The organism is Methylobacterium ajmalii (assembly GCF_036448855.1).
Lineage (GTDB): Bacteria > Pseudomonadota > Alphaproteobacteria > Rhizobiales > Beijerinckiaceae > Methylobacterium > Methylobacterium ajmalii.
The window spans coordinates 76,191-97,680 of the sequence record NZ_JAZFXT010000026.1 but is presented as its reverse complement, the minus strand read 5'-3'; the positions used below and the strand labels follow the sequence as shown (position 1 = coordinate 97,680).

Sequence of the window (21,490 nt, the reverse complement as noted above, 5' to 3'; positions counted from 1 at the left end):
TTTCAAGGCGCCAGACTCCCAAGGTGCCCGAGTCCCAGGTGAACGCCGCGACGCCGATGAGTGACCCCCTTGCGTTCCTGGCCGGCGGCGGCCGCGCGGCCGAGATGATCCGCGCGCGCGACTGGACCGGCCACCCGCTCGGGGGCCCCGAGACCTGGCCGGACTCCCTGCGCACCGCCGTCAGCCTGATCCTGAACTCGCCCGAGAGCATGATCCTGGCCTGGGGGCCGGATCTCCACTTCTTCTTCAACGAGACCTACTTCCCGCTGCTCGGCCCCCGCCTCGACTGGGCGATGGGCGAGCGGTTCGACCGCGTCTGGGCCGACGGCTGGGACCAAGCCAGGCCCATCATCGAGGACGCCTTCGCGGGGCGCAGCCGCCGTTTTGTCGACCTGCCCTGGAAGCTCGACACCGACCGGGGCGAGGCCGACACCTGGTGGACCTTCTCCTATTCGCGGGTCCTCGACGGGGAGGGCCGCGTCGCGGGTCTCTTCATCCTCACCAACGAGACCACCGCGCAGGTGACCGCGACGCGCCGGCTGCGCGAGAGCGAGGCGCTCGCCCGGCAGAACATCGAGCGGGTCCAGCTCGCCCTGTCGGCCGGCGCGATCATCGGCACCTGGTTCTGGGACCTGCCGACCGACCGCTTCACCGTCGACGAGGCCTTCGCCCGCAGCTTCGGCCTCGATCCGGTGCTCGGCCGGGAGGGCCTGAGCCTGGAGCAGGTGATCGAGACCGTGCACCCGGACGACCGGGCCGGCCTGATCGCGGCGATCGACGCGGTGGTGATCCGCGGCGGCGCCTACGCGCACCAGTACCGCACCCGACGGGCCGACGGGCACTACTACTGGCTGGAGGCGAACGGGCGGGTCGACCACGCGCCCGACGGCACGCCGCTGAGCTTCCCGGGCGTCCTCATCGACGTGAACGAGCGCCGCGCCGTCGCGGCCGAGCGCGACCGCGCCACCACGATGCTGCGGGCCCTGACCGAGACGCTGGAGCAGCGCGTCGCCGCGCAGACCGCCGAGCTGATGCGGGCCGAGGAGGCCCTGCGCCAGTCGCAGAAGATGGAGGCGGTGGGCCAGCTCACCGGGGGCCTCGCCCACGACTTCAACAACCTGCTGGCCGGCATCTCGGGCTCGCTCGAGCTGATGCAGGCGCGCCTGCAGCAGGGCCGGCTCAAGGAGGTCGACCGCTACGTCGCCGCCGCGCAGGACGCCACGCGCCGCGCCGCGGCGCTGACCCACCGGCTGCTGGCGTTCTCGCGCCGCCAGACGCTCGATCCGCGCCCCACCGACGTCAACCGCCTGATCGCCGGCATGGAGGAGCTGATCCGCCGCACCGTCGGCCCGGCGATCGAGATCGCGGTCTCCGGGCCCGCCGATCTCTGGACCGTCCTCGTCGATCCGCCCCAGCTCGAGAACGCACTCCTCAACCTCTGCATCAACGCCCGCGACGCGATGCCGGACGGCGGGCGGATCGGGATCGAGACCGGTCATCTGAGCCTCGACGAGGCCGCCGCCCGCGCGCACGAGATGCCGCCGGGCGACTACCTGTCGCTCGCCGTCGCCGATACCGGCACCGGCATGGCGCCCGAGGTGGTGCGGCGCGCCTTCGACCCGTTCTTCACCACGAAGCCCATCGGCCAGGGCACGGGCCTCGGCCTCTCGATGATCTACGGCTTCACCCAGCAATCGGGCGGGCAGGTGCGGATCGCCTCGGAGGTCGGGCGCGGCACCGCCGTGACGCTCCTCCTGCCGCGCCACCACGGCGCCTCGGAGACCGAGGCCGTGCGGGCGCCCCGGCGGGAGGCGCCCCGGGCCGAGCGCGGCGAGACCGTGCTGATCGTCGACGACGAACCGACCGTACGGATGCTGGTGACCGAGGTACTGGAGGATCTCGGCTACACGGCGATCGAGGCGGCCGACGGCGCGGCCGGCCTGCGCGTGCTGCAATCGGACGCCCGCATCGACCTCCTCGTCACCGATGTCGGCCTGCCCGGCGGGATGAACGGCCGCCAGATGGCGGATGCCGGCCGGGTGCTGCGGCCCGGCCTGAAGGTGCTGTTCATCACCGGATACGCCGAGAACGCGGCGCTGGGGACGGGCCAGCTCGAGCCCGGCACCGCGGTGCTGACCAAGCCCTTCGTGGTCGAGGCGCTCGCGCTGCGCATCCGCCGGATGATCGAACAGGGCTGACACAACCTCCGGATGATGATGTTCGAAAGTCGTCCCGCGCCCTCGCGCGGTGGAACCGTCGGCCCCGCGGACCCGAGCGAAGCCGACGTGTCGCATAGCCACGCGCATGTGCAGCAAACGCCGGGCGATCGATCGGACATTGCAGGGCCGCGGGCCGGCGCGAGGCCGGCCTCTGTCATAACACGTTAAGCCCGATCTGATTGAACGCGAGGCAATCCAAAGAAGCCTGGGACGCCCGCATGTTCGCTTCCGCCCGTCGCTCCGGCACCGCCGCCAAGCTGGACGCCATCGAGCGATCCCAGGCCACCGTGGCGTTCGACCTCGACGGCCGGATCCTCGAGGCGAACGGCAATTTCCTGGGGCTGATGGGCTACGCCCTCGACGAGGTGCGCGGCCGCCACCACCGCCTGTTCGTCGATCCCGCCGAGGCGGCGGAGCCCGCCTACGCGGCGTTCTGGGCGTCCCTGCGCCGGGGCGAGTTCCAGAGCGCCGAGTACCGCCGGCTCGCCAAGGGCGGGCGCGAGGTCTGGATCCGCGCCAGCTACAACCCGGTGCTCGACGCCCGCGGCCGGCCGATCCGGATCGTCAAGTTCGCCCTCGACATCACCGCCGAGAAGCAGGCGGCGATCGATTCCGCCGGACAGATCACCGCCATCAACCGCTCGCAGGCGGTGATCCACTTCGCTCCCGACGGCACGATCCTCGACGCCAACCCGCTCTTCCTTACGGCGATGGGCTACGACCTCGCCGAGGTGCGCGGCCGCCACCACCGCCTGTTCGTGACCGAGGCGGAGGCCGCCTCGCCGGCCTACCGCGAGTTCTGGGCCGGCCTCGCCCGCGGCGAGTACCACGGCGGCGAGTTCAAGCGCCGGGGCAAGGACGGCGGCGACGTCTGGATCCAGGCGACCTACAACCCGATCCTCGACGCGACCGGGCGCACGCTCAAGATCGTCAAGTACGCCACCGACATCACGGCGGCCAAGCAGCACGCCGCCGACACCGCGGGCAAGATCGAGGCGGCGCTCCGCTCGCAGGCGGTGATCGAGTTCGCCATGGACGGCACCATCCTGGAGGCCAACGGCCACTTCCTGAAGGCGATGGGCTACGGCCTCGACGAGATCGTCGGGCGCCACCACCGCATGTTCGTGTCGCCCGACCAGGCGGCGAGCCCGGGCTATGCCGAGTTCTGGGCCGGGCTGCGCGCCGGGCGCTACGCCTCCGCGGTGTTCCAGCGGCTCGGCAAGGGCGGCCGGGAGGTGTGGATCCAGGCCACCTACACGCCGGTCCTCGACATCGACGGGCGGCCCTGCAAGGTGATCAAGTTCGCCACCGACGTCACCCACAGCATGACCGTGCGGGCGCGGGCCATCGCGGCGGCCGAGCGGACCCTGAGCCGGGTCCAGGCGGTGTCGGTCGCCACCGAGGAGATGCACCGGACCTCGACGGCGATCGCGACCCAGATGGACCGGTCGCGCCACGCGGTCGACGAGATCCAGGAGCGGATGGGTGCGGCCGGGACCGCCACCGGGCGGCTCGACGAGGCCGCCCAGGCGATGAACGGCGTCGTCGAGGCGATCACCGCCATCGCCGAGCAGATCAACCTGCTGGCGCTCAACGCCACCATCGAGGCGGCGCGGGCGGGGGCGGCGGGCCGGGGCTTCGCCGTGGTGGCCTCCGAGGTGAAGAACCTCGCCGGGCAGGCCCGGGCGGCGACCGACCGGATCTCGGGCGAGATCGGCGCGATGCAGGTGGTGTCGCGGGAGGTCGCCGAGGCGCTCGGCTCGATCCGCGGCGCGGTCGACGCCGTGCAGGGCTTCATCGCCGAGACGACGTCCGCCAGCGAGCGCCAGCGCGCGACGACCGGCGAGGTCAGCCACAACGTCCAGACCACGGCGGCCGGCGTCGCCGACCTCGCCGGAAGCCTCGACGAATGGCTGGTCGGCGTCGAGGAGCGGCGGATCGGAGACAGGGTGCGGACCTCGAAGCCCGGAGAGGTCACGGTGCCGGCGGGTCCGGGCCCGGAGGAGACCCTTCCCTGTATCCTGCTCAACCTCTCGGAGACGGGCGCCAAGCTCGGCCTCGCCCGGCCCATGCGACTGCCGGCCCGGATTCTGCTCCGGATCGAGGGCGGACCGGCACGACCCTGCGAGGTCGTGCGCCAGCGCGGCGTCGAGATCGGCGTGCGTTTCATGGCTTGAATGCCGGAGGGAATCCGATCGGCGAGGTGTTTCACACCGAAAAATATCCGATTAGCCGGCTATACGTCATGGTCGGTGCGGCATCGTAGCAGGCATCCGACAAATCGTGTCATCTCCCGACCGGCCCCGCGAGGGCCGCGACGACACTAGGGAGCAACACGATGCCAACGCCCGCCCGCGACGCGGTCGCGGTGGAGGATGCCAGCCTCACCGCCTTCTACCGCGACATGACCCCGCCGGAGCGCCACACCTTCTGGGCCTGCGCCGCCGGCTGGGCCCTCGACGGCATGGACTTCATGATCTACCCGCTGGTGATCGGCACGATCATCAAGCTGTGGAGCGTTGATGCGGGCACGGCCGGGCTCGCCGCCACCGTGACCCTGCTCGCCTCGGCGCTCGGCGGCTGGCTCGCCGGCTACCTCGCCGACCGGATCGGGCGGGTCCTGACGCTCCAGATCACCATCCTGTGGTTCTCGTTCTTCTCCCTGCTCTGCGCCTTCGCGCAGGATTTCTCGCAGCTGCTCATCGCCCGCGCGCTGCTGGGCCTCGGCTTCGGCGGCGAGTGGGCGGCGGGCGCCGTGCTGATGGGCGAGACCATCCGGGCGCAGTATCGCGGTCGTGCCGTCGGCTCGGTGCAATCGGGCTGGGCCATCGGCTGGGGCATGGCGGTCCTGTCCCAGGCCGTCCTGTTCTCGGTGCTGCCGCCCGAGACCGCCTGGCGCTGGATGTTCGTGATCGGGGCCGCCCCCGCCCTCCTGGTCTTCTACCTGCGCCGCTACGTCGAGGAGCCGCGGGTCGCCGTCGAGAGCCGGGCCCGGGCCGCCGCCACTGGCGACCGTCCGGCGATCTGGGAGATCTTTTCCGGTCCGCTCCTGCGCACCACCATCCTCGCCTCGCTGATGTCGGCGGGCTGCCAGGGCGGCTACTACGCCATCACGACCTGGCTGCCGCGCTTCCTCACCACCGAGCGCGGCCTGTCGATCGTGTCCTCGACCGGCTACCTCGCCGCCCTGATCGCCGGATCCTTTGCCGGCTATCTCGCCGGAGCCTGGCTCGCCGACCGCCTCGGGCGCCGGCCCCTGTTCCTGATCTTCTCGCTCGGTGCCATCGCGGTGATCCTGGTCTACACGCAGCTCCCGCTCTCGAACGCGGTCCTTTGGGTGCTGGGCTTCCCTCTCGGCTTCTTCGCCTCTGGCTACTTCTCGGGCATGGGCGCGTTCCTGACCGAGCTCTATCCGACGCGCCTGCGCGGCTCGGGCCAGGGCTTCTGCTACAATTTCGGCCGCGGGATCGGCGCGCTGTTCCCCGCGCTCGTGGGCTATCTCTCGGCGAGCATGAGCCTGGCGAGCGCCATCGCGATCTTCGCGGCCGCCGCGTACGGGGTGTTCTTCCTCACGGCCTACGCCCTGCCCGAGACCCGCGGGAAGGTGCTGCACGCCGATGGCTGAGATCCGCGACTGTCCCGGGCCCGCCCCGCATCCGCGCGGACCCACCCGGTTCACCGTGCCGGCGGGCGCGGTCGACACCCACGCCCACGTCATCGGCCTGCCGCCGGCCTATCCCTTCGTGGCCGCCCGCAGCTACACGCCGCCGGAGGCCGCGGCGGGATCCTACCTCGCCATGCTCGACGCCACCGGCATGACGCATGGCGTGCTGATCCAGGTCAGCGTCCACGGCACCGACAACCGGCTGATGGTCGAGACCCTGCGGGCGCATCCGCGGCGCCTGCGCGGCATCGCGGTCGTCCCGCTCGGGCTGCCCGAGACGGAGCTGGCCTCGCTCAAGGAGGCGGGCGTGGTGGGGCTTCGCCTCAACGTGCTCTATGGCGGCGGGGTCGGCTTCGAGGCGGTGGAGGCCTACGGCGCGCTCTGTCGCGAGATGGGCTGGCACCTGCAGTTCCTGATCGACGCGCGCAGCCTGCCGCCGCTCGCCGGGCGCCTGTCCAGGCTGCCGGTGCCGTTCTGCATTGACCATATGGGCCATTTCCCGACCTCCTGCGGGGTCGGGGACGAGGGCTTCCGCACCCTCGTGTCGCTCGTGCGCGACGGCGCCTGGGTCAAGCTCTCGGGCGCCTACCGCAACTCCGTCGCCGGCCCGCCCTATGCCGACACGGTGCCGTTCGCCCGCGCGCTCCATCAGGCGGCGCCGGAGCGCTGCGTCTGGGGCTCGGACTGGCCGCACGTCGCGCATTGGGGGCCGATGATGAATGTCCGCGACCTCCTCGACCTCCTGGCCGAGTGGGTGCCCGACGAGGCCGACCGGCACCGGGTGCTGGTGGAGAATCCGGCCCGGCTCTACGGGTTCTGAGCGACCGGGCGGACGTCGCGACGTCCGCCCCGTCCTCCGTCGGATCCCGCTACGGCCGCGGCCAGCCCAGCAGCCGCCCCGGGGCGAAGGGCGCCACCGGCACCGACGGCGTGCGGCCGGTGGCGAGGTCGGCGACGAGGCGGCCGGTGATCGGGCCGGTCGAGAGGCCGATATGGCCGTGGCCGAAGGCGAAGATCAGGCCCTGGTGGCGCGGGGCGAGGCCGATCACCGGCAGGCCGTCGGGGGTCGAGGGGCGCGAGCCGAGCCAGGGCCGGTTGTCGAGGGGCTGGCCGAGGCGCACCGTGCCGGCGGCCTCCTTCGCCGCCGCCTCGATCTGGCGGTAATCCGGCTCGGCATGGCGGTCGGCGACCTCGACGCCGGAGAGCACCCGCACCCGGCCCTCGCCCATCGGCGACAGGATCGAGGCGGCGCCGGTGTCGTAGACCGGCCGGGTCAGGGCCGGGCTGCCGGGCTGGAGCGCGTAGTGGCGGTGATAGCCGCGCTCGGCCGCGAAGGCGAAGCGGTAGCCGAGCGGGCGCGACAGTTCGTTGGCCGCCGCGCCCGTCGCCAGCACGACCCGGCGCGCCCGCACCGTGCCGCCCGGATGGACGACCCGCCAACCCTCCGCCTCGGGCTCGAGCCGGGACACGGTGGTGCGCAGGATCCGGCCGCCGAGGCCGGCAAACAGCTTTTCGCTCGCCTCGACCAGCCCGCCCGGATCGCCGACGGCGCCGGTCTCCGGCAGCAGCATCGCCCGGGCGAAGGGGCGGATCAGCGCCGGCTCCAGGGCCTGGATGCCCGCTCCGTCATGGATCTCGAACGGCACGCCGTGATGGGCGAGGATCTCGCGCTCGAGGGCCGCGCCCGCGAAGGCCTCTTCCGTGCGGTAGAGCTTCACCCAGCCGCTCTCGCGCAGCAGGTGGGGCACGCCGGCCCGGTCGGCGAGGCGGCGGTGCTCGGGATAGGCGGCATCGGTGAGCGGCGCGAGCGCCGCTGCGGCCCGGCGCCAGGCCGAGGTGCGGGCGCTCGCCAGGAAATGCGCCGCCCAGGGCATCACCCGCAGGAGGTGGAGGTGGCGCAGCCGCAGGCCCGCATCGGCGTTGCGCAGGTAGGCCGGCAGCTTGCCCCACAGGGCCGGGCTCGACATCGGGAAGATCGAGCCGCGGCTGACCACGCCGGCATTGCCGTAGGAGGTGCGGGCCCGGGCCTCGCCCGGATCGCACAAGACCACGTCGAGGCCGCTGTCCTTGAGCGCGATGGCGGAGGACAGCCCCACCATGCCGCCGCCGACCACCACGATGTCGGCCGTCCGTTCGTCCTGCTGCATCACTCGCCGTCTCGTATCGGTCAGTGGGGGAGGCCCGCGAGGTCGCGCACCGTGCCGAGGAGCACCCGCGTCGCCGCGTCGGCATCCTCCAGGGTGATCGACTCGGCGGGGTTGTGGCTGATGCCGCCGCGGCAGCGCACGAACAGCATCGCGGAGGGGCCGAGCGCCGCCATCGCCACCGCGTCGTGGGTGGCGCCCGACGGCAGCCGCAGCGGCGCGAAGCCGAGGTCCCGCGCCGCCCGGTCGAGGGCGGCCTGCAGGCCGGGATCGAGGCCGACCGCGGGATTGTCCATGAAGGTCTCGCTCGTGAATCCCACCCCGCGGCGCCCCGCGATCGCCCGGCACTCGGCCTGGATCGCCGCGAACAGGCCGTGGCGGTCGGGGTCGACCGGCGAGCGCACGTCGAGGCTGAAATCGACCTGGCCCGCGATCACGTTGACGGCGCCGGGCACCACCGCGAGCCCCCCCACCGTGGCGACGGTCCCGGGCATGCCCTCGCTCAGGCGCTCGACCGCGAGCGTCATCTCGGCGGCGGCCGCGAGCGCGTCGCGGCGCATCCCCATCGGCACCGTACCGGCGTGGTTGGCCTCTCCCGTCACGGTGCAGCGCGCCCGGGTCAGCCCGGCAATGGCCGAGACCACGCCGACCGGCTGCACGGCCGCCTCGAGCGCCGGGCCCTGCTCGATATGGACCTCGAGGTAGCCGGCGACCGCCTCCGGGCGCCGGGCGAGCGCCGGGATCCCGTCCGGGTCGCCGCCGAACGTCACCAGCGCCTCGCGCAAGGTGAGGCCGGCGGCGTCGCGGCCCTCCAGCCACTCGGACCGGTACTGGCCGGCCCACGCCTTCGAGGTCGAGAGCGAGGTCGGGAAGCGCACGTTCTCCTCGTCGCCGAAGGCCACCACCTCGAGGGCGAAGGGCAGGGCCGCGCCGCGCAATTCCTCCGCGACGACCAGGGCCGCCGCGACCCCGAGGGGGCCGTCGTAGCGGCCGGCATCGACCACGCTGTCGATGTGCGAGCCGAGCACCAGAGCCGGCAGGCCGGGCTCGCGGCCCTCGACCCGCCCGACCACGGTGCCGGCGGCGTCGATCCGGGCCGAGAGCCCCGCCGCCCGCATCAGGCCGAGCACCGCGTCCGCCGTCGCCCGGTGGGCCGGCGAGAGGTAGAGCCGGGTCAGGCGGCCGGGCTCGTCGGTGTGGCGGGCGAGGTCGTCGATCAGCGCCATCACGCGGGCGCCGAGGCGGGGGCTGATCTCGGTCATGCGGTCGCGACCCTTCGGGCGGAAACCACGGGGGTATGCAGGGACGGTGCCGCGGAAGGCAACCGGCCGCGCCCGGCCGTCCCGGAATTCGTCAGCCGGCTTGCGGCTCCTCCGGGGTGTCGTCGCCCCCGGAACGGTCCTTCCGCGCTGCCTTGCGCCGGGCCTCGCGCCGCAGCGGCCCGGCGACCGGGCAGACCTCCTGCACCAGGGCACCGAGCTTGTTGACCAGGCTGTCCTCGACCAGGCTGTACTCGATCCGGTTGCCGTGGCGCGCGCCAACGATCAGCCCGGCCGCCGACAGGATCGAGAGGTGGCCCGACAGCGACGGCTTCGAGATCTCGAACCGCGCCGCGATCTCCCCGGCGCTCAGCGGGCCGGCCGACAGGTAGGCGAGAATCTTGCGCCGGACCGGCGACACCAGCGCCTCCGCCATCACCTGCAGGCCATCCGACAATTTAGGCTCCTGCCTAATTAGACCGTTGACAAAATAGCAGCCCTCCCCACCCTGTGCAATTTAGGCGACAGCCTAAACAGGAGGCGGCGATGGCGGGGTCGGGTGTCGGGGCGGGCGGGCTCGCGCGGGACTACGCCGCGGCGCGCCGCGAGGCGGAGATCCTGGCCGGGGGCACGGGCGACCTCGCCCAGCGGGCCCTGGCCTACCACCACCTCTTCCGCCACTCCGGCGGGCACCACGCCTTCCCGCTGCTCGCCGCGCACGGCGCGCTCTGGGCCCGGGGCTACTTCGCCTGGGGCGCCCGGGCCGGCGCGGCGCTCTCGCTCGGCGCCCTGCACCGGCCGGCCCTGCGCCGGGCCCGGCTCGCCGGCCTCGCGGGTTTCGCGGAGGCGTTTCGAGCGATCAACCGGCGGGTCTTCGTCGAGGTCTATGCGAGCTACCGCTTCACCCTGGCCCACGGCGAGCGGGCCGGCGCCGAGGCCCATGTCGATCCGGTGCTCCTCGACGCGCTCAACCGCTGCCACCATGCCGGGCTGCGGATGACGGCGCTCGGCCCGGACGAGCGGGCGCACCTGTTCGAGGCGTTCTTCCGCTGGGAACAGCGCATGGTGGTGGCCCCGGCGGTCGCGGCGGCGGCGGCGGGCTTCGCCTGGGAGCCGGTACGGCGCCTGGCGCTGCGCCCCGCGATCCGCTTCGCCTACATGCCGCGCCGGGACACGCTGCACTTCGCCGATTTCGCCGACACCGACGAGCGGATCGAGAAGGGCCTGCGCGCCTTCGCACTCGCCGAGGCGGTCGGCTGGAGCACGGTCGAGGCGCGGCTGTCGCGCTACGGCGCGCTTCCGGCCGGCTTTTTCGCCGCGGCCGGCACCGCCTTCCACGCCACCCGGGCGCGCCTCGTCGCGGCCGAGGCCGGTAGCGTGCCTCAGCCGGCGTGACGCACCGGGCCGTCGAGGGGCGCGAGGGCGTCCGGCACGGTGTCGGGCGGGTGCAGGCGCGCGAGGGCGCGGGCGAGGCCGGCGAGATCCGGCACCGCGTCACGGCCGTCGCCGAACAGGGCCGCATCGAGGGCGGCGAGACGCGGACCGGTGCCGGGATCGGCCCGCCAGAGGGCGGCGCGCGCCGGATCGCGGCGGGCGGCCTCGCTGATGGCCGCATGGAAGGCCCGCGGGTCGCGCCGCCGGCCGGCCCGGGCCAGCGCCCGCAGGGCGGGCGCCGCCGGCGCCTCGCGGCGGCGAAACGTCCGCCAGGCACCGAGGCCGACGCCGAACGCGGCGAGCCCGGCGGCGAGCGCCCGCCAGGGCGAGGCCGGGGCGGGGGGCGGGCCCGCCTCCACGGCTGCGGTCCGGCCGCCGATGATGCGGGCCGGGATCTCGGCCTCGCGCATCACCCGCGCCTTGGTGTCGAACCACGGGATGGTGATGGCCGAGAGCGTGATCGGCTCGGGCACGCCGGGGCGCACGTCCCAGCGATAGGTCACGCGGGCGACGGGACCCGCCGGGGTGATGCGGGTCTGCCGCTCGACCGGGCCGGCGAAGGTGAGGACGCCGCGGGTGCGCAGAACCGGCCGCGGCGGCAGGGCGTCGGCGGTGAGGCCGCTCGCCTCCAGCGTCACGGTGCGGCGCGCCGGCTCGCCGAGCTTCAGGGTCTCGGGCTCGGGCTCCCAGGCGTCGGTCACGGTCAGGTCCCGGGCCGGCAGCCACCAGGGCTCGGCCGCGTCGGGCCCGCCCGGGCCCTGCCAGGCCGCGACCGCGATCGGCAGGGGAGGGGAGCGGACCTCGACCACCCGGCGCTCGCCGTTGTCGACGAGCGTCAGGCGATGGACGAAGGGATCGACCGTGAAGCGGCCGGGCCCTTGCGGAAACACCGCGACGACCCGCTCGAAGCTGCGCGCCTCCTGGCCCTGGATCGTCGTGCGGGACCAGCGGTCGCGGCCGAGCTGGGTCCAGCCGAAATGCGGCAGGCTCGGCTGGCGCAGCTCCTCGAGCGCGATCTGGGCCCGGTAGACCCCGTGGATGCGCAGGAGCACCATCTCGCGCGGATAGGGCTCGGCCGAGCCCGGGGTCTCGGCCGTGACCGTGAGGGTGAGGTCGCCGTCCTCCAGCGCCCGGGCGGGCGCGGCAAGGAGCACGGGAGCGGTGAGCGCCAGCGCGAGTACGCTTCCCCTCACCATGGATGGCGTCACCATGGGTTGCTCCCGGGCTGCACGGCGGTGCCGTCGGCGCGCCGGCGGGTCTGCTCGGCGAGGATGCGCAAGCGGACGAAGCGGCCGGGATCGTCCGGCAGGGTCGCGAGCCAGTGCCGGTCGGGGCGGATCTCCCGGGCCTCGAAGCTCTTCGAGACCCGGCGCACCTCGCGCTCCACCACCTCGGACACGCTGGCATTGCCGCCGCCCTGGCGTCCGCCGCCCTCGGCGTCGCTGGCCGAGCCGCGGGCCTGGCCGCGGCCGGGATCGACCGCCCGCTGCTCGGCCTTGCCGGTACGGGCGGCCTTGGAATTGCCGGGCGAGTCCGCCGCCGAGGAGGCCTCGCGGTGGCCCGCCAGCCCTTCGCCGGTCGAGGCGGTGCCGGCGTCGTTGGCGTCGGATTCGGTCTTGGTGGCGTAGCGGGTCGTCGCGTCGGCCTGGGCGTTGGCCTCGCCGGCGGTGCGCCCGCCGGGAGCGTCGGGCGTGTCGAGGAGGCGCGCCATCAGCTCGCGGTTGGCCTTGGCGTCCTCGTCGGACGGGTCGCGGACGAGCGCCGCGTCGTAGGCGGCCATCGCGCCCTTGAGGTCGCCGGCGAGCGCCAGCGCGTTGCCGCGGTTGTAGGGCGAGCCCGCGAAGGCCTCGGCGGCCTCGGCGTAGCGGCCGGCGGCGTAGAGGGCGGTGCCGCGCCAGGCCGGATCGTCGCTGATCGCGGCGGCGAGGCCCGGCATCCCGGCACCCAGCAGGAGGCGGGCCAGCGCCGCGGGCTCGACCGCGAGTCCGATGAGGGCGAGGCCGCCGGCGGCGAGAAGCGCGATCCGCATCAGGCGCTCCGCCGAAACAGCAGCAGGACCGGCAGCAGGGCGAGGCCGGCGAGCCAGCGGCCGAGGTCGCGCCAGGCCAGCACCGCGTAGCCGCCCTCGGCGAGGTGGCGGGCGAGCGTCTCGGAGATTGCCGCCAGCACGGGAGCCGGGGCGTCGAGGCTGCCGGCGCTGCCGCCGCCGAGCGTGGCGAGGCGGGCCATCCCGGCGCCGTCCGGCCGCGGCGCGTCGGGCGGCAGGGCGGGATCGGTCACCAGCACGGTGTGGAGCCGGTGGCCGTCCGCGGCGAGTGCGGCGACCTCGCGCGTCGCGGCCTCGTCGAGGCCGCCGCCGTCGCTCACCAGCACCACGTCGCCGGTCACCACCGCGCCCTCGGCCAGCGTCCGGCGGGCGAGCGCGAGTGCCCGGGCCGGGTGGCTGCCGCGGTCCGGCACCGTGGCGCCGTCGAGGGCGAACAGGATCGTGCCGAGGGAATCGCGGTCGGTGGTCGGCGTCGCCGCCAGGTAGGCGTCGCCCGCATAGGCGACGAGGGCGACCGAGCGGGTGCCGGCGGCCTCGGCGAGCGCCTGGGCCAGCACCCGCATCTCGCCGAGTCGCCCGCCCTCGGCGACCGAGCGCGACAGGTCGAGGCACAGGATCGTGGCGTCGAGGTTGCGGAAGCCCGCCACGTCGCGCCGCTCCAGCGCCGGGCCGGCGAGGCCGAGCGCCAGGAGGGCGCCGGCCGAGACGAGAAGAACCTGCCCGCCCCGGCGCCCCGGCCGCACCGCCCCGCGGGCCGCGAGCGCCGCCATCAGGTGCGGCTCGACCGCCCGGACCCAGTCGCCGAGCGGCGCCGAGCGGTGGGCGGCGCGCCAGGCGAGCAACCCGAGGAGCGGCAGGGCGAGGAGCCACCACGGGCGCAGGAGCGTGACGGCTTCGGTCATGGACACGTCCTCACGCCGCCCTCCGGGTCAGCAGCAGGGCGAGCGCCGCGAGCAGGGCCGCGGCGCCGGGCCAGGGCCAAAGGTCGCGGCGCAGCGGCACCGGCGGGGCCCGGTCGCGGCCGCCTTCGAGGGCATCGATGCTGTCGGCCACCCCGGCGAGGTCGTCGGTGGTGCGCACCCGGAAGAAGCGGCCGCCGCTCGTCGTCGCGACGTCGCGCAGGGCGTCCGAATCGACCACGTCCTGCTCGCCGTTCGCGTCCGCGAGGTCGCGGGGCCCGAGCGCGATGGTGTGGACCCGCACGCCGAGCTCGCGGGCGAGCACGGCCACGTCCCGCGGGGTGGTCTGGCCGGCATTGTTGGCGCCGTCCGAGAGCAGCACCACCACCTTGGAGGGACCCGGCAGGGCCTCCAGGCGCTTCAGGGCGAGGCCGAGCCCGTCGCCGATGCCGGTCGAGCGGCCGACGAGGCCGATCTGCGCCTCTTCCAGCGCCCGGGCGACGGCCTTGGTGTCGAAGGTCGGGGCGGCGGCGACGTCGGCCTGGTCGGCGAAGATCACGAGGCCGACCCGGTCGCCGGTCCGGCGACGGATGAAGTCGGCGCCGACGCGCTTGACCGCGGCGAGACGCGAGGAGGTGCGCCCGTCGAGGGCGAAGTCGATCCGCTCCATGCTGCCCGAGAGATCGAGGGCGAGCACGATGTCGCGCCCCGAGGCCGGCAACGCCGCGCCGGGCAGGACCAGCCGCGGACCGGCGAGGGCGGCGACGAGCGCCACCCAGAGGAGCCAGGTCAGCGCCGCGCGGCCCCGCACCCCGACGGTGAGCGGCCCGCCGCGGTCGAGCCCGGCGACCAGGGAGGCGGGAACGGCGAGCGCCCCGCTGCCCCCCGGCCGCGGCGGCAGGAAGCGGGCTGCCAGAAGCGGCAGCGGCAGCAGCAGGGCGGCGAGCGGCGCCGCGAAGTCGAGGGAGGCGAGGCCGGCCATCGCCGTCAGGCCCGCAGGCCGGCGACGAGGCGGGCGAGCCCGGCCTCGGCGGCCGACAGGTCCGGCACCGGCCCCGGGGCGTAGAGGGCCTCGGTCAGGACCCGGCCGGGGCCGCGACCGAAGAAGTCGGTGCGCAGGGCGGCGTCGAGCCCCGCCGGCCCCTCGACCCCGAGGCTGCGGGCGAGCCGCCGGCTGAGGCGGGCCAGGGCGAGGCGGCGCTCGGCGGGCGGCAGGGCGCGGGCGGCGGCAAGCTCGGCGAGCGCCGCGCGCCGCACCGGGCGGGCGCGCCAGCGCGGCCACAGCCAGGCGACGAGACCGGCGAGCACGAGGCCGGCCACGACCGCCGCCAGCACCCCGGGCCGGACCAGCCCGGGATCGGGCGGCAGGTGCAGGCCGCGCAGGGCGGAGAGCGCACCGGGGGGAACCTCACAGCACGGCATCGAGCCGCTCCATCAGGGGCGCGACGCCCTCAGGCCCCATCTCGGAATCGACCCGCAGGGTCGCGACGCCGAGGCGGGTATAGGGCGCGACGCGCTCCTCCGGCGCCGGCCGTGCCCTGGCCGGCCCCCTTACCGGCTCCTTGGCGGGCCGCGCGGTGCCGCGCCGGCCGTCCGGGGTGGCGTAGGGATAGAGGCCGGGCGGGGCCGCGCGCTCGAACGGGTCGCTCACCAGGATCAGGCTCACCGAGATGCGCTCGGCCAGGACCGCCACCGCCTCGGCGAAACCCTCGCCCGGCGCGTCGAGGGCGCTCGCCAGCACGAGGTGCCCGCCCGCCGGCAGCAGGGCGCGGGCCCGCTCCAGCACGGGCCCGAGCGGCGGATCGGGGTCCGGCGGGCCGAGGAGCGCACTCTCGTGGGCCCGCGCCAGGGCCTGGCACAGGGCCGCCATGCCGCGCCCGCCGCCGGCGGGCGGCAGGGCGGCGGGCTCGGGGGCCACGACGCAGAGCCCGACCCGGCCGCCATCGCCGACGATGCGCCAGCCGAGCAGTGCCAGCGCCTCGGCGGCGGCGACCGAGCGCAGGGCCCGGCGGGTGCCGACCAGCATCGAGGGCCGGAAATCCGCCACCAGCACCACGGCGCGGTCGCGCTCCTCGTGGTGGGTGCGGACATGGAGCGAGCCGGTGCGGGCGGTGACGTTGCGGTCGATGTGGCGCACGTCGTCGCCCTCGGCGAAGGGGCGCACGTCGTCGGGCTCGGTGCCGCGCCCGCGCCGCCGGGTGACGAGGCCGCCGGGCAGGCCCGCGCGGACCCGGGTCGCCGTGCCGGCGCCGCGGCGGGCGAGGTGGCGCAGGCCCATCAGGGCGGCGGCCTCGAGGGCGATGCCCGGGGCCTTCAGCGGGTCGGAACCGGGAAGCGGCCGTGCCACGGTCGGGACGATCCTCAGAGCGGGTGCACCCGGTCGAGCAGGGCGGCGACGAGGGCCCGGGTGGTCTGGCCCTCGGCGGCGGCCCGCCAGGTGAGGGCGAGGCGGTGGGCGAGCGCATCGGGAGCGAGCGCCACGACGTCGTCCGGGGTGACGTGGTCGCGCCCGTGCAGGTAGGCCCGGGCCTTGCCGGCGAGCATCAGCGCCAGGGTGCCGCGGGGCGAGACCGGGTGCTCGATGGCGCCGCGCAGATCCGCCGCCGCCGGCCCGCCCCGGGTGGCGGCGACGAGGCGGACGAGGAAGTCCTTGAGCGCCGGCGAGACGTGGGTCTTGAGCGCGGCCGCGCGGGCGGCGCGCAGCTCCTCAGCGGTGAGCCGCACCGGCATCGGCGCGACGTCCTCGGTCAGCTCGCCCTCGACGAGGTCGAGGATGCGGCGCTCGGACGCCTCGTCCGGCATCTCGACCACGACGTGGAGCAGGAACCGGTCGAGCTGCGCTTCAGGAAGCGGAAAGGTGCCGGCATGCTCGATCGGGTTCTGGGTCGCCACCACCATGAAGGGATCGGGCAGGGCGTGGGTGGTACCCGCCACCGTGACCTGGCGCTCGGCCATCGCCTCGAGCAGTGCCGACTGCACCTTGGGAGGCGCGCGGTTGACCTCGTCGACGAGGACCAGGGAGTGGAACAGGGGGCCGGCCAGGAACTCGAACCGCCCGCCGTCGGGCCGCCAGACCGTGGTGCCGGTGAGGTCCGCGGGCATCAGGTCGGGGGTGCACTGGATGCGGGCGAAACCCGTGTCGAGCCCGTCGGCGAGGCGCTTGACCGCCCGGGTCTTGGCGAGGCCCGGCGCGCCCTCGATCAAGAGGTGGCCGCCGGTGAGGAGCCCGATCAGCAGCCGCTCGACGAGGCCGGTCGAGCCGATCAGGCCCGCCTCCAGGCCGGTCCGGAGAGCGTGGAGCCGCGCGCGCCCCGCATCATCGGGCATCGGGGGCATTGCCCCGACGGTTCCCCGCGCCACCGCCTGCTCAGCGCCTCGCGCCATCCGCTGCGTCCCCTCCGCCGCGCCGGTGCTTCGATGGCCCGGCCTTGTGCCGATCAGGCCGCGTCTCGGCGGATGCGTCAATCCCGTGGAGAAGGGTGGCGACGTGTTCTTAAGTCCGCGGTAAGACCGGGGACCCGGGCGGAGGGGGCGCCGATCCCGCTTACGGGGGCCCGCCTCAGGGCCTCGCCCAGATGCCGAGCCGGGCCGTGCGGGCGTGGCGCTCGGCGTCGACGAGGTCCGCCGTCGCCTCGGGGGTGGCGCGGCCGCCGCCGTTGTAGAGCACCACCTCCGAGAGGTCGTGGCCGTCGACCGTGCAGATCCAGGCGGTACGGCCCGGGTTGGGCTGGCAGTTGACCGGACGACCGGCGAGGTAGCCCGAGAGGTCGCTCGCCTGGGCGCCCCGGGCGGCCTCGACGCCGGAGAGGCGCAAGGTCCGGCCGCCGAGGCGCAGGGTCGCGGTGTCGACCACCTCGGCGACGCCGGCGACCGGGCCGCCGTCCGTCACCGCGCCGGTCTCGACCGGCTCGCGCTTGCCGCCGGGCCGCGCCTCGGCGGATTTGGGCTCTCCCGCCTTCTCGGACGGTTTGGCTTCCGCGGGCTTCGTCTCGGCGGCCTTGTCGGCGACCGTCCTGTCGGCGCCCCTGGGCTCGTCGGGTCGCGCCGGCGGCCTGGCCTCGGCCGTGCGGGTCGCGGCCTGTCCCTGTGCCTGGGCGATCGCGGCCCGGTCGGCGGCCGGCTCGGGATTGCGCAACGCCGCGTAGGCGCCGCCGAGCAGCACGAGCGCCCCGAGGGCGGCGTAGAGCGGGCGCCGGGCCGGCCCCCGGCCGGGCACCGGCTGGCGCCGCGCGAGACCGGGCTTCAGCCCCGCGCCCGGCGGGGGCGGGGCGACCGGGAGCGCGGCCGCCTCGGGCGGTGCGGGCTCCGGGGGCGGACGGCGCAGGCGCGCCCCGAGACCCCGGACGGTCTCCTTCAGCCGCGCCGTCCGGTCGGGCCGGGCGGGGGCGGGCGTGCCCGGCCGGGGCGCGGGATCGACGACGATCCAGTCCCGCGCGGCCGGCGCCGAGGCGGAGGGGCCGGGCGCGGCGGGAGGCAGGAAGAGGGTCGGGTGCTGGCGGCGCAGCTCGTCGACGAGGTCGCCGAGGGTCAGGGGCTGCACCTCGCCGGCCGTGGTCCGGGTGCGCGGGCGCCCGTCGCGGTCGACGACCTGGTAGCCGGGCGGGGCGTCGAGGCGCCGGATCGCCGCTTCGACCAGGAGCTCGAGGGTGCGACGGGCCACCGCGACGGGACGCTGACGGTCGATTTCCGCCCGGATCAGCGCCTGCAACTGCTCACGCGTGGTCATGTCCGCATCACGTCCCATCGTCCCGGCAGCGGGGGTCCCGAGCCGCACCCGTCGTCCGGGCCGCCCCACATGTAGGTGCCGAACGGCGTCCTGTCACAGGGCGGCCGCGCTTGATGTCTCGCCCGCGACGCCCGTCGGGCCGCCGCCCCGACGGGCAGCGGCGGTGACCGGGAGGTCGCGAGATGCGCTCAGTCGCGGCTCGCCACGGCCTCGCGGCGCACGACCCTGCTGTTCTCCGACACGATCACCGGCCGGCCGCCCGCCAGGCTGACGGCGAGCTCGAGGTCGACGGTGCCCTGCGAGCGCACGCCGCGGGCGGGGCTGAAGGCCGAGAAGTCGACCGTGGCCCGCACCTGGCACAGGGCGAGGCCGGCGCTGCAGGCGGTGCGCAGGGAATCCGGCCGCGGCCGGTAGCGCCGCTCCGGCCAGCGCTGCACGAAGCGGCGCTTCTCGGACATCAGGCTCGCCACGCTCATCGTGCGGCCGTGGAAGACGACCTGATTGCCGTAGAAGCCCGGCGCGTCCGCGAGCGTCGTGCCGTTGGGCCCCGAGATCGACGCCAGGTAGTCGCGCGCGAGGCGCTGCGAGGCCACCGCCCAGTCGCGCATCTGGCCGTCCGAGACGGCGACCGGGGCGGGCGCGGGAATCTGCACCGGCAGCGGCCGCTCGGTCCGGGCGAGACGCGCCGCGCGCCTGGCCTCGGTGGCCGCGTGGAGCCCGCTGCGGGCCGGCCGGTGGGCCTCCTCGGCGAGCCGGCGCGGGGCGGTCGGCTGGGACTTGGCCTGGACCTTGGCGGGCGGCGCCTCGACCCGGGGGCCGGGCTCGACCTTCGGCGCGGGGGCGGGCGCCACGCCGGCGCGGGCGGGCGGATCGACCCAGCCCTGCGCCAGGGCGGCGGGCACGATCAGGAGGCTCGCGCCGAGCCCGAGCAGGGCGGCCGCGGGACGGGTGGGGAGAGGCCGGAAGGGACCGAGCATGGGGGCGGCACCGGGGGGAGGACCAGGTTCAGAACGGTGAACGTTCGTCGCCGCGGTTACGGTTCCATTGCGGACGCTGCGCCCTCCCCGCTACCCACGCTGCCCACATCCCCGCGCGGGTCCCGGGCCCACCGCGGATCGGGCCGGCGTCCCGCGCGAAGGGCGGCTCCTCCCGGCCCGGCGGCCCGTTCGCCGAGCCTGCGGCGCCCGTGCGAGCGCGCAGCCCTTGCGAGCACGTAGCCCTTGCCGAGCGCGGCCGCGACCCCACCTGAAGGGCTCCCCGGGTCCGGGCCCCTCTGGCGGTTCGAGGCGTCGACCGCGATGTCGGACCCCTTCTCTGCCTTTGTGCTGACGCGGCACGATCGCACTGGAGGGCCCGCACTCGTGCGCGTCGTTCCCCCCGTCCATTCCCGTCCCGTCGCGGGAGGCGCCGATGTCCGGCGCTGAGGCGACCCGGCGGGCCCTGCTCGTCGTCAACAAGAAGGCCCGCAACGGCGGGCTGGACCTCGAGGCCGTCAAGGGCGTGCTGCGCCGCGGCGGCATCGAGCCGGTGGATCCGCCGCCGGGCGAGACCGACTGCAAGGCGCTGATCCACGCCCACGCGGCCACCTGCGACATGGTGATCCTGGGGGGAGGCGACGGCACCCTCAACGCCGCCGCTCAGGCGCTCACGGAGGCGCAGCTGCCGCTCGGCATCCTGCCGCTCGGCACCGCCAACGACCTCGCCCGCAGCCTCGGCCTGCCGGCCGACCCGCTGGAGGCCGCGGAGGTGATCGCGTCCGTGCCGGCCCGGCCGATCGACCTCGGCTGCGTCAACGGCCACTACTTCTTCAACGTCGCCAGCATCGGCTTCTCGGCCGATCTCGCCGGCGAGCTGACGGCCGACCTCAAGCGCCGCCTCGGCACCGTCGGCTATGCGGTCGCGGCGTTCCGGCTGCTGCGCCGTTCGCGGCCGTTCACGGTCTATATCGAGCACGACGGCACGGTGGAGACCGTGCGCACGATCCAGGTCTCGGTCGGCAACGGCCGCCACTACGGCGGCGGCATGACGGTGGAGGAGAACGCCACCGTCGACGACGGCCTGCTCAACTTCTACAGCCTCGAGGTCGCCCATTGGTGGCGGCTGCTGGCCCTGCTGCCGGCCCTGCGCCGGGGCACGCAAGGGAAAGCCGCCGACGTGCGGGCCTTCCAGACCACCGAGGTGGTGCTGCGCACCAAGAAGCCGCGCCCGGTCAACACCGACGGCGAATTGACGACCTACACCCCCGCCCACGTGCGGGTGCTGCGACAAGCCGTCCAGGTCCACGCCCCGCCGCCCGCGGCGCCGACGGGCCGACCCTCGATCTTCCCGTAGAGAGGATCTCGCCGTGGAGTCCCTCATTCAGCTCGCCGCCGACCCGACGGCCTGGGCCGCCCTCGCGACCCTCGTCGTCATGGAGGTCGTGCTCGGCATCGACAACCTGATCTTCATCTCGATCATCACCAACAAGCTGCCGGTGGCGCAGCAGTCGCGGGCCCGGCGTATCGGCATCGGGCTCGCGCTGATCCTGCGCCTCGCCCTGCTCGGCACCGTCGCCTACATCGTCCACCTGACCCAGCCGGTGTTCGAGATCTTCGGCAAGGGCCTGTCCTGGCGCGACATGATCCTGATCGCCGGCGGCCTGTTCCTGCTCTGGAAGGCCACCAAGGAGATCCACCACAGCCTCGATCCCGATCCGGCGGAGAAGACCGGTGGGGGCGCCTCGCTCGGCTACGCCGCGGCGATCGGCCAGATCCTGATCCTCGACCTCGTGTTCTCGATCGACAGCATCATCACGGCGGTCGGCATGACCGAGCACGTGCCGATCATGGTGATCGCGGTTCTCGCCGCGGTGACCGTGATGCTGGTGGCCGCCGATCCCCTGTCGCGCTTCATCGCCGCCAACCCGACGGTGGTGATGCTGGCGCTGGGCTTCCTGATCATGATCGGCATGACGCTGATCGCGGAAGGCTTCGGGGCCCACGTGCCGAAGGGCTACGTCTACACCGCCATGGCCTTCTCGGCCGGCGTCGAGGCGCTGAACATCCTCGGCCGGCGGGCGCGGAAGGGGAAGCGCAACGCGGCGTGACGCGCCCCTGAAC

Annotated in this window: 19 protein-coding genes; 7 read left to right on the top strand and 12 right to left on the bottom strand. The window is 74.9% G+C overall.

What is annotated here, in order from left to right:
* The first annotated feature begins 56 nt into the window (after positions 1-56).
* From V3T34_RS12075 to V3T34_RS12060, 4 genes are all read left to right on the top strand, one after another.
* Positions 57-2,198: a hybrid sensor histidine kinase/response regulator gene (locus V3T34_RS12075; RefSeq protein ID WP_305076535.1), complete on the top strand. Its 2,142-nt coding sequence runs from the start codon at positions 57-59 to the stop codon at positions 2,196-2,198.
* Between the two features lie 239 nt (positions 2,199-2,437).
* On the top strand, positions 2,438-4,396 hold the full coding sequence (locus V3T34_RS12070) for a methyl-accepting chemotaxis protein (protein WP_060845297.1): 1,959 nt from the start codon (positions 2,438-2,440) through the stop codon (positions 4,394-4,396).
* A gap of 161 nt (positions 4,397-4,557) precedes the next feature.
* Positions 4,558-5,844, top strand: a complete 1,287-nt coding sequence (locus V3T34_RS12065) for an MFS transporter (protein ID WP_060845296.1) — start codon at positions 4,558-4,560, stop codon at positions 5,842-5,844.
* On the top strand, positions 5,837-6,703 hold the full coding sequence (locus V3T34_RS12060; protein WP_331369185.1) for an amidohydrolase family protein: 867 nt from the start codon (positions 5,837-5,839) through the stop codon (positions 6,701-6,703). Before V3T34_RS12065 ends, V3T34_RS12060 begins: the two co-directional genes overlap by 8 nt.
* 49 nt (positions 6,704-6,752) lie before the next feature.
* On the opposite strand, the gene V3T34_RS12055 is transcribed toward V3T34_RS12060, so the two are convergent.
* The 3 genes from V3T34_RS12055 to V3T34_RS12045 form a co-directional block, all read right to left on the bottom strand.
* A complete protein-coding gene (locus tag V3T34_RS12055) occupies positions 6,753-8,030 on the bottom strand; it encodes an NAD(P)/FAD-dependent oxidoreductase (protein WP_305076537.1) in 1,278 nt (425 codons plus the stop codon).
* Between the two features lie 20 nt (positions 8,031-8,050).
* The gene (locus V3T34_RS12050; RefSeq protein ID WP_305076538.1) at positions 8,051-9,289 is read right to left on the bottom strand and encodes an allantoate amidohydrolase; all 1,239 of its coding nucleotides are present in this window, start codon (positions 9,287-9,289) and stop codon (positions 8,051-8,053) included.
* 91 nt (positions 9,290-9,380) lie between these two features.
* Positions 9,381-9,743 (bottom strand): metalloregulator ArsR/SmtB family transcription factor, encoded by a 363-nt coding sequence (locus V3T34_RS12045; RefSeq protein WP_236012440.1) that lies wholly within the window; start codon positions 9,741-9,743, stop codon positions 9,381-9,383.
* 89 nt (positions 9,744-9,832) lie between these two features.
* On the opposite strand from V3T34_RS12045, the gene V3T34_RS12040 reads away from it, so the two are divergent.
* Positions 9,833-10,681 (top strand): hypothetical protein, encoded by an 849-nt coding sequence (locus V3T34_RS12040; protein ID WP_305076539.1) that lies wholly within the window; start codon positions 9,833-9,835, stop codon positions 10,679-10,681.
* Here V3T34_RS12040 and V3T34_RS12035 read toward each other — a convergent pair.
* The 9 genes from V3T34_RS12035 to V3T34_RS11995 form a co-directional block, all read right to left on the bottom strand.
* Positions 10,669-11,931 carry a hypothetical protein gene (locus V3T34_RS12035; protein WP_407942697.1) on the bottom strand — a complete coding sequence of 421 codons (1,263 nt, stop codon included), beginning with the start codon at positions 11,929-11,931 and terminating at the stop codon, positions 10,669-10,671. The genes V3T34_RS12040 and V3T34_RS12035 overlap by 13 nt on opposite strands.
* Positions 11,925-12,749, bottom strand: a complete 825-nt coding sequence (locus V3T34_RS12030) for a tetratricopeptide repeat protein (RefSeq protein WP_305076540.1) — start codon at positions 12,747-12,749, stop codon at positions 11,925-11,927. Before V3T34_RS12030 ends, V3T34_RS12035 begins: the two co-directional genes overlap by 7 nt.
* Positions 12,749-13,669 carry a vWA domain-containing protein gene (locus tag V3T34_RS12025; protein ID WP_331369184.1) on the bottom strand — a complete coding sequence of 307 codons (921 nt, stop codon included), beginning with the start codon at positions 13,667-13,669 and terminating at the stop codon, positions 12,749-12,751. The genes V3T34_RS12030 and V3T34_RS12025 overlap by 1 nt, the downstream gene beginning before the upstream one ends.
* A 10-nt stretch (positions 13,670-13,679) precedes the next feature.
* Positions 13,680-14,648, bottom strand: a complete 969-nt coding sequence (locus V3T34_RS12020) for a VWA domain-containing protein (protein WP_305076542.1) — start codon at positions 14,646-14,648, stop codon at positions 13,680-13,682.
* A gap of 5 nt (positions 14,649-14,653) precedes the next feature.
* Positions 14,654-15,088, bottom strand: a complete 435-nt coding sequence (locus V3T34_RS12015) for a DUF4381 family protein (RefSeq protein WP_060845288.1) — start codon at positions 15,086-15,088, stop codon at positions 14,654-14,656.
* The gene (locus tag V3T34_RS12010) at positions 15,075-15,944 is read right to left on the bottom strand and encodes a DUF58 domain-containing protein (RefSeq protein WP_305076557.1); all 870 of its coding nucleotides are present in this window, start codon (positions 15,942-15,944) and stop codon (positions 15,075-15,077) included. Before V3T34_RS12010 ends, V3T34_RS12015 begins: the two co-directional genes overlap by 14 nt.
* Before the next feature lie 83 nt (positions 15,945-16,027).
* Complete coding sequence (locus V3T34_RS12005) at positions 16,028-16,993, bottom strand: AAA family ATPase (protein ID WP_407942696.1); 966 nt, start codon at positions 16,991-16,993, stop codon at positions 16,028-16,030.
* A 232-nt stretch (positions 16,994-17,225) separates the two neighbouring features.
* Positions 17,226-18,392 carry a thermonuclease family protein gene (locus tag V3T34_RS12000; RefSeq protein ID WP_305076543.1) on the bottom strand — a complete coding sequence of 389 codons (1,167 nt, stop codon included), beginning with the start codon at positions 18,390-18,392 and terminating at the stop codon, positions 17,226-17,228.
* A gap of 188 nt (positions 18,393-18,580) precedes the next feature.
* Positions 18,581-19,369, bottom strand: coding sequence for a hypothetical protein (locus tag V3T34_RS11995; protein WP_091882853.1), 789 nt, complete (start codon positions 19,367-19,369; stop codon positions 18,581-18,583).
* A 433-nt stretch (positions 19,370-19,802) separates the two neighbouring features.
* Between V3T34_RS11995 and V3T34_RS11990 the strand changes: the two genes are divergently transcribed.
* Entirely contained in the window at positions 19,803-20,723 is a 921-nt protein-coding gene (locus V3T34_RS11990; RefSeq protein ID WP_091882850.1) for a lipid kinase, read from the top strand.
* A gap of 13 nt (positions 20,724-20,736) precedes the next feature.
* A complete protein-coding gene (locus V3T34_RS11985) occupies positions 20,737-21,477 on the top strand; it encodes a TerC family protein (RefSeq protein ID WP_305076544.1) in 741 nt (246 codons plus the stop codon).
* The last annotated feature ends 13 nt before the right edge of the window (positions 21,478-21,490 follow it).

Bases quoted from the DNA above. Each gene is read 5' to 3' on its own strand.
- V3T34_RS11995 (WP_091882853.1), bottom strand. From the start codon at position 19,369: ATGCTCGGTCCCTTCCGGCCTCTCCCCACCCGTCCCGCGGCCGCCCTG.
- V3T34_RS12050 (WP_305076538.1), bottom strand. From the start codon at position 9,289: ATGACCGAGATCAGCCCCCGCCTCGGCGCCCGCGTGATGGCGCTGATC.
- V3T34_RS12065 (WP_060845296.1), top strand. From the start codon at position 4,558: ATGCCAACGCCCGCCCGCGACGCGGTCGCGGTGGAGGATGCCAGCCTC.
- V3T34_RS12070 (WP_060845297.1), top strand. From the start codon at position 2,438: ATGTTCGCTTCCGCCCGTCGCTCCGGCACCGCCGCCAAGCTGGACGCC.
- V3T34_RS12040 (WP_305076539.1), top strand. From the start codon at position 9,833: ATGGCGGGGTCGGGTGTCGGGGCGGGCGGGCTCGCGCGGGACTACGCC.
- V3T34_RS12075 (WP_305076535.1), top strand. From the start codon at position 57: ATGAGTGACCCCCTTGCGTTCCTGGCCGGCGGCGGCCGCGCGGCCGAG.
- V3T34_RS12025 (WP_331369184.1), bottom strand. From the start codon at position 13,669: ATGACCGAAGCCGTCACGCTCCTGCGCCCGTGGTGGCTCCTCGCCCTG.
- V3T34_RS12060 (WP_331369185.1), top strand. From the start codon at position 5,837: ATGGCTGAGATCCGCGACTGTCCCGGGCCCGCCCCGCATCCGCGCGGA.
- V3T34_RS12005 (WP_407942696.1), bottom strand. From the start codon at position 16,993: ATGCCCGATGATGCGGGGCGCGCGCGGCTCCACGCTCTCCGGACCGGC.
- V3T34_RS11990 (WP_091882850.1), top strand. From the start codon at position 19,803: ATGTCCGGCGCTGAGGCGACCCGGCGGGCCCTGCTCGTCGTCAACAAG.
- V3T34_RS12030 (WP_305076540.1), bottom strand. From the start codon at position 12,749: ATGCGGATCGCGCTTCTCGCCGCCGGCGGCCTCGCCCTCATCGGACTC.
- V3T34_RS12020 (WP_305076542.1), bottom strand. From the start codon at position 14,648: ATGGCCGGCCTCGCCTCCCTCGACTTCGCGGCGCCGCTCGCCGCCCTG.
- V3T34_RS12035 (WP_407942697.1), bottom strand. From the start codon at position 11,931: ATGGTGACGCCATCCATGGTGAGGGGAAGCGTACTCGCGCTGGCGCTC.
- V3T34_RS12015 (WP_060845288.1), bottom strand. From the start codon at position 15,088: ATGCCGTGCTGTGAGGTTCCCCCCGGTGCGCTCTCCGCCCTGCGCGGC.
- V3T34_RS12010 (WP_305076557.1), bottom strand. From the start codon at position 15,944: ATGGGCCTGCGCCACCTCGCCCGCCGCGGCGCCGGCACGGCGACCCGG.
- V3T34_RS12055 (WP_305076537.1), bottom strand. From the start codon at position 8,030: ATGCAGCAGGACGAACGGACGGCCGACATCGTGGTGGTCGGCGGCGGC.
- V3T34_RS12000 (WP_305076543.1), bottom strand. From the start codon at position 18,392: ATGACCACGCGTGAGCAGTTGCAGGCGCTGATCCGGGCGGAAATCGAC.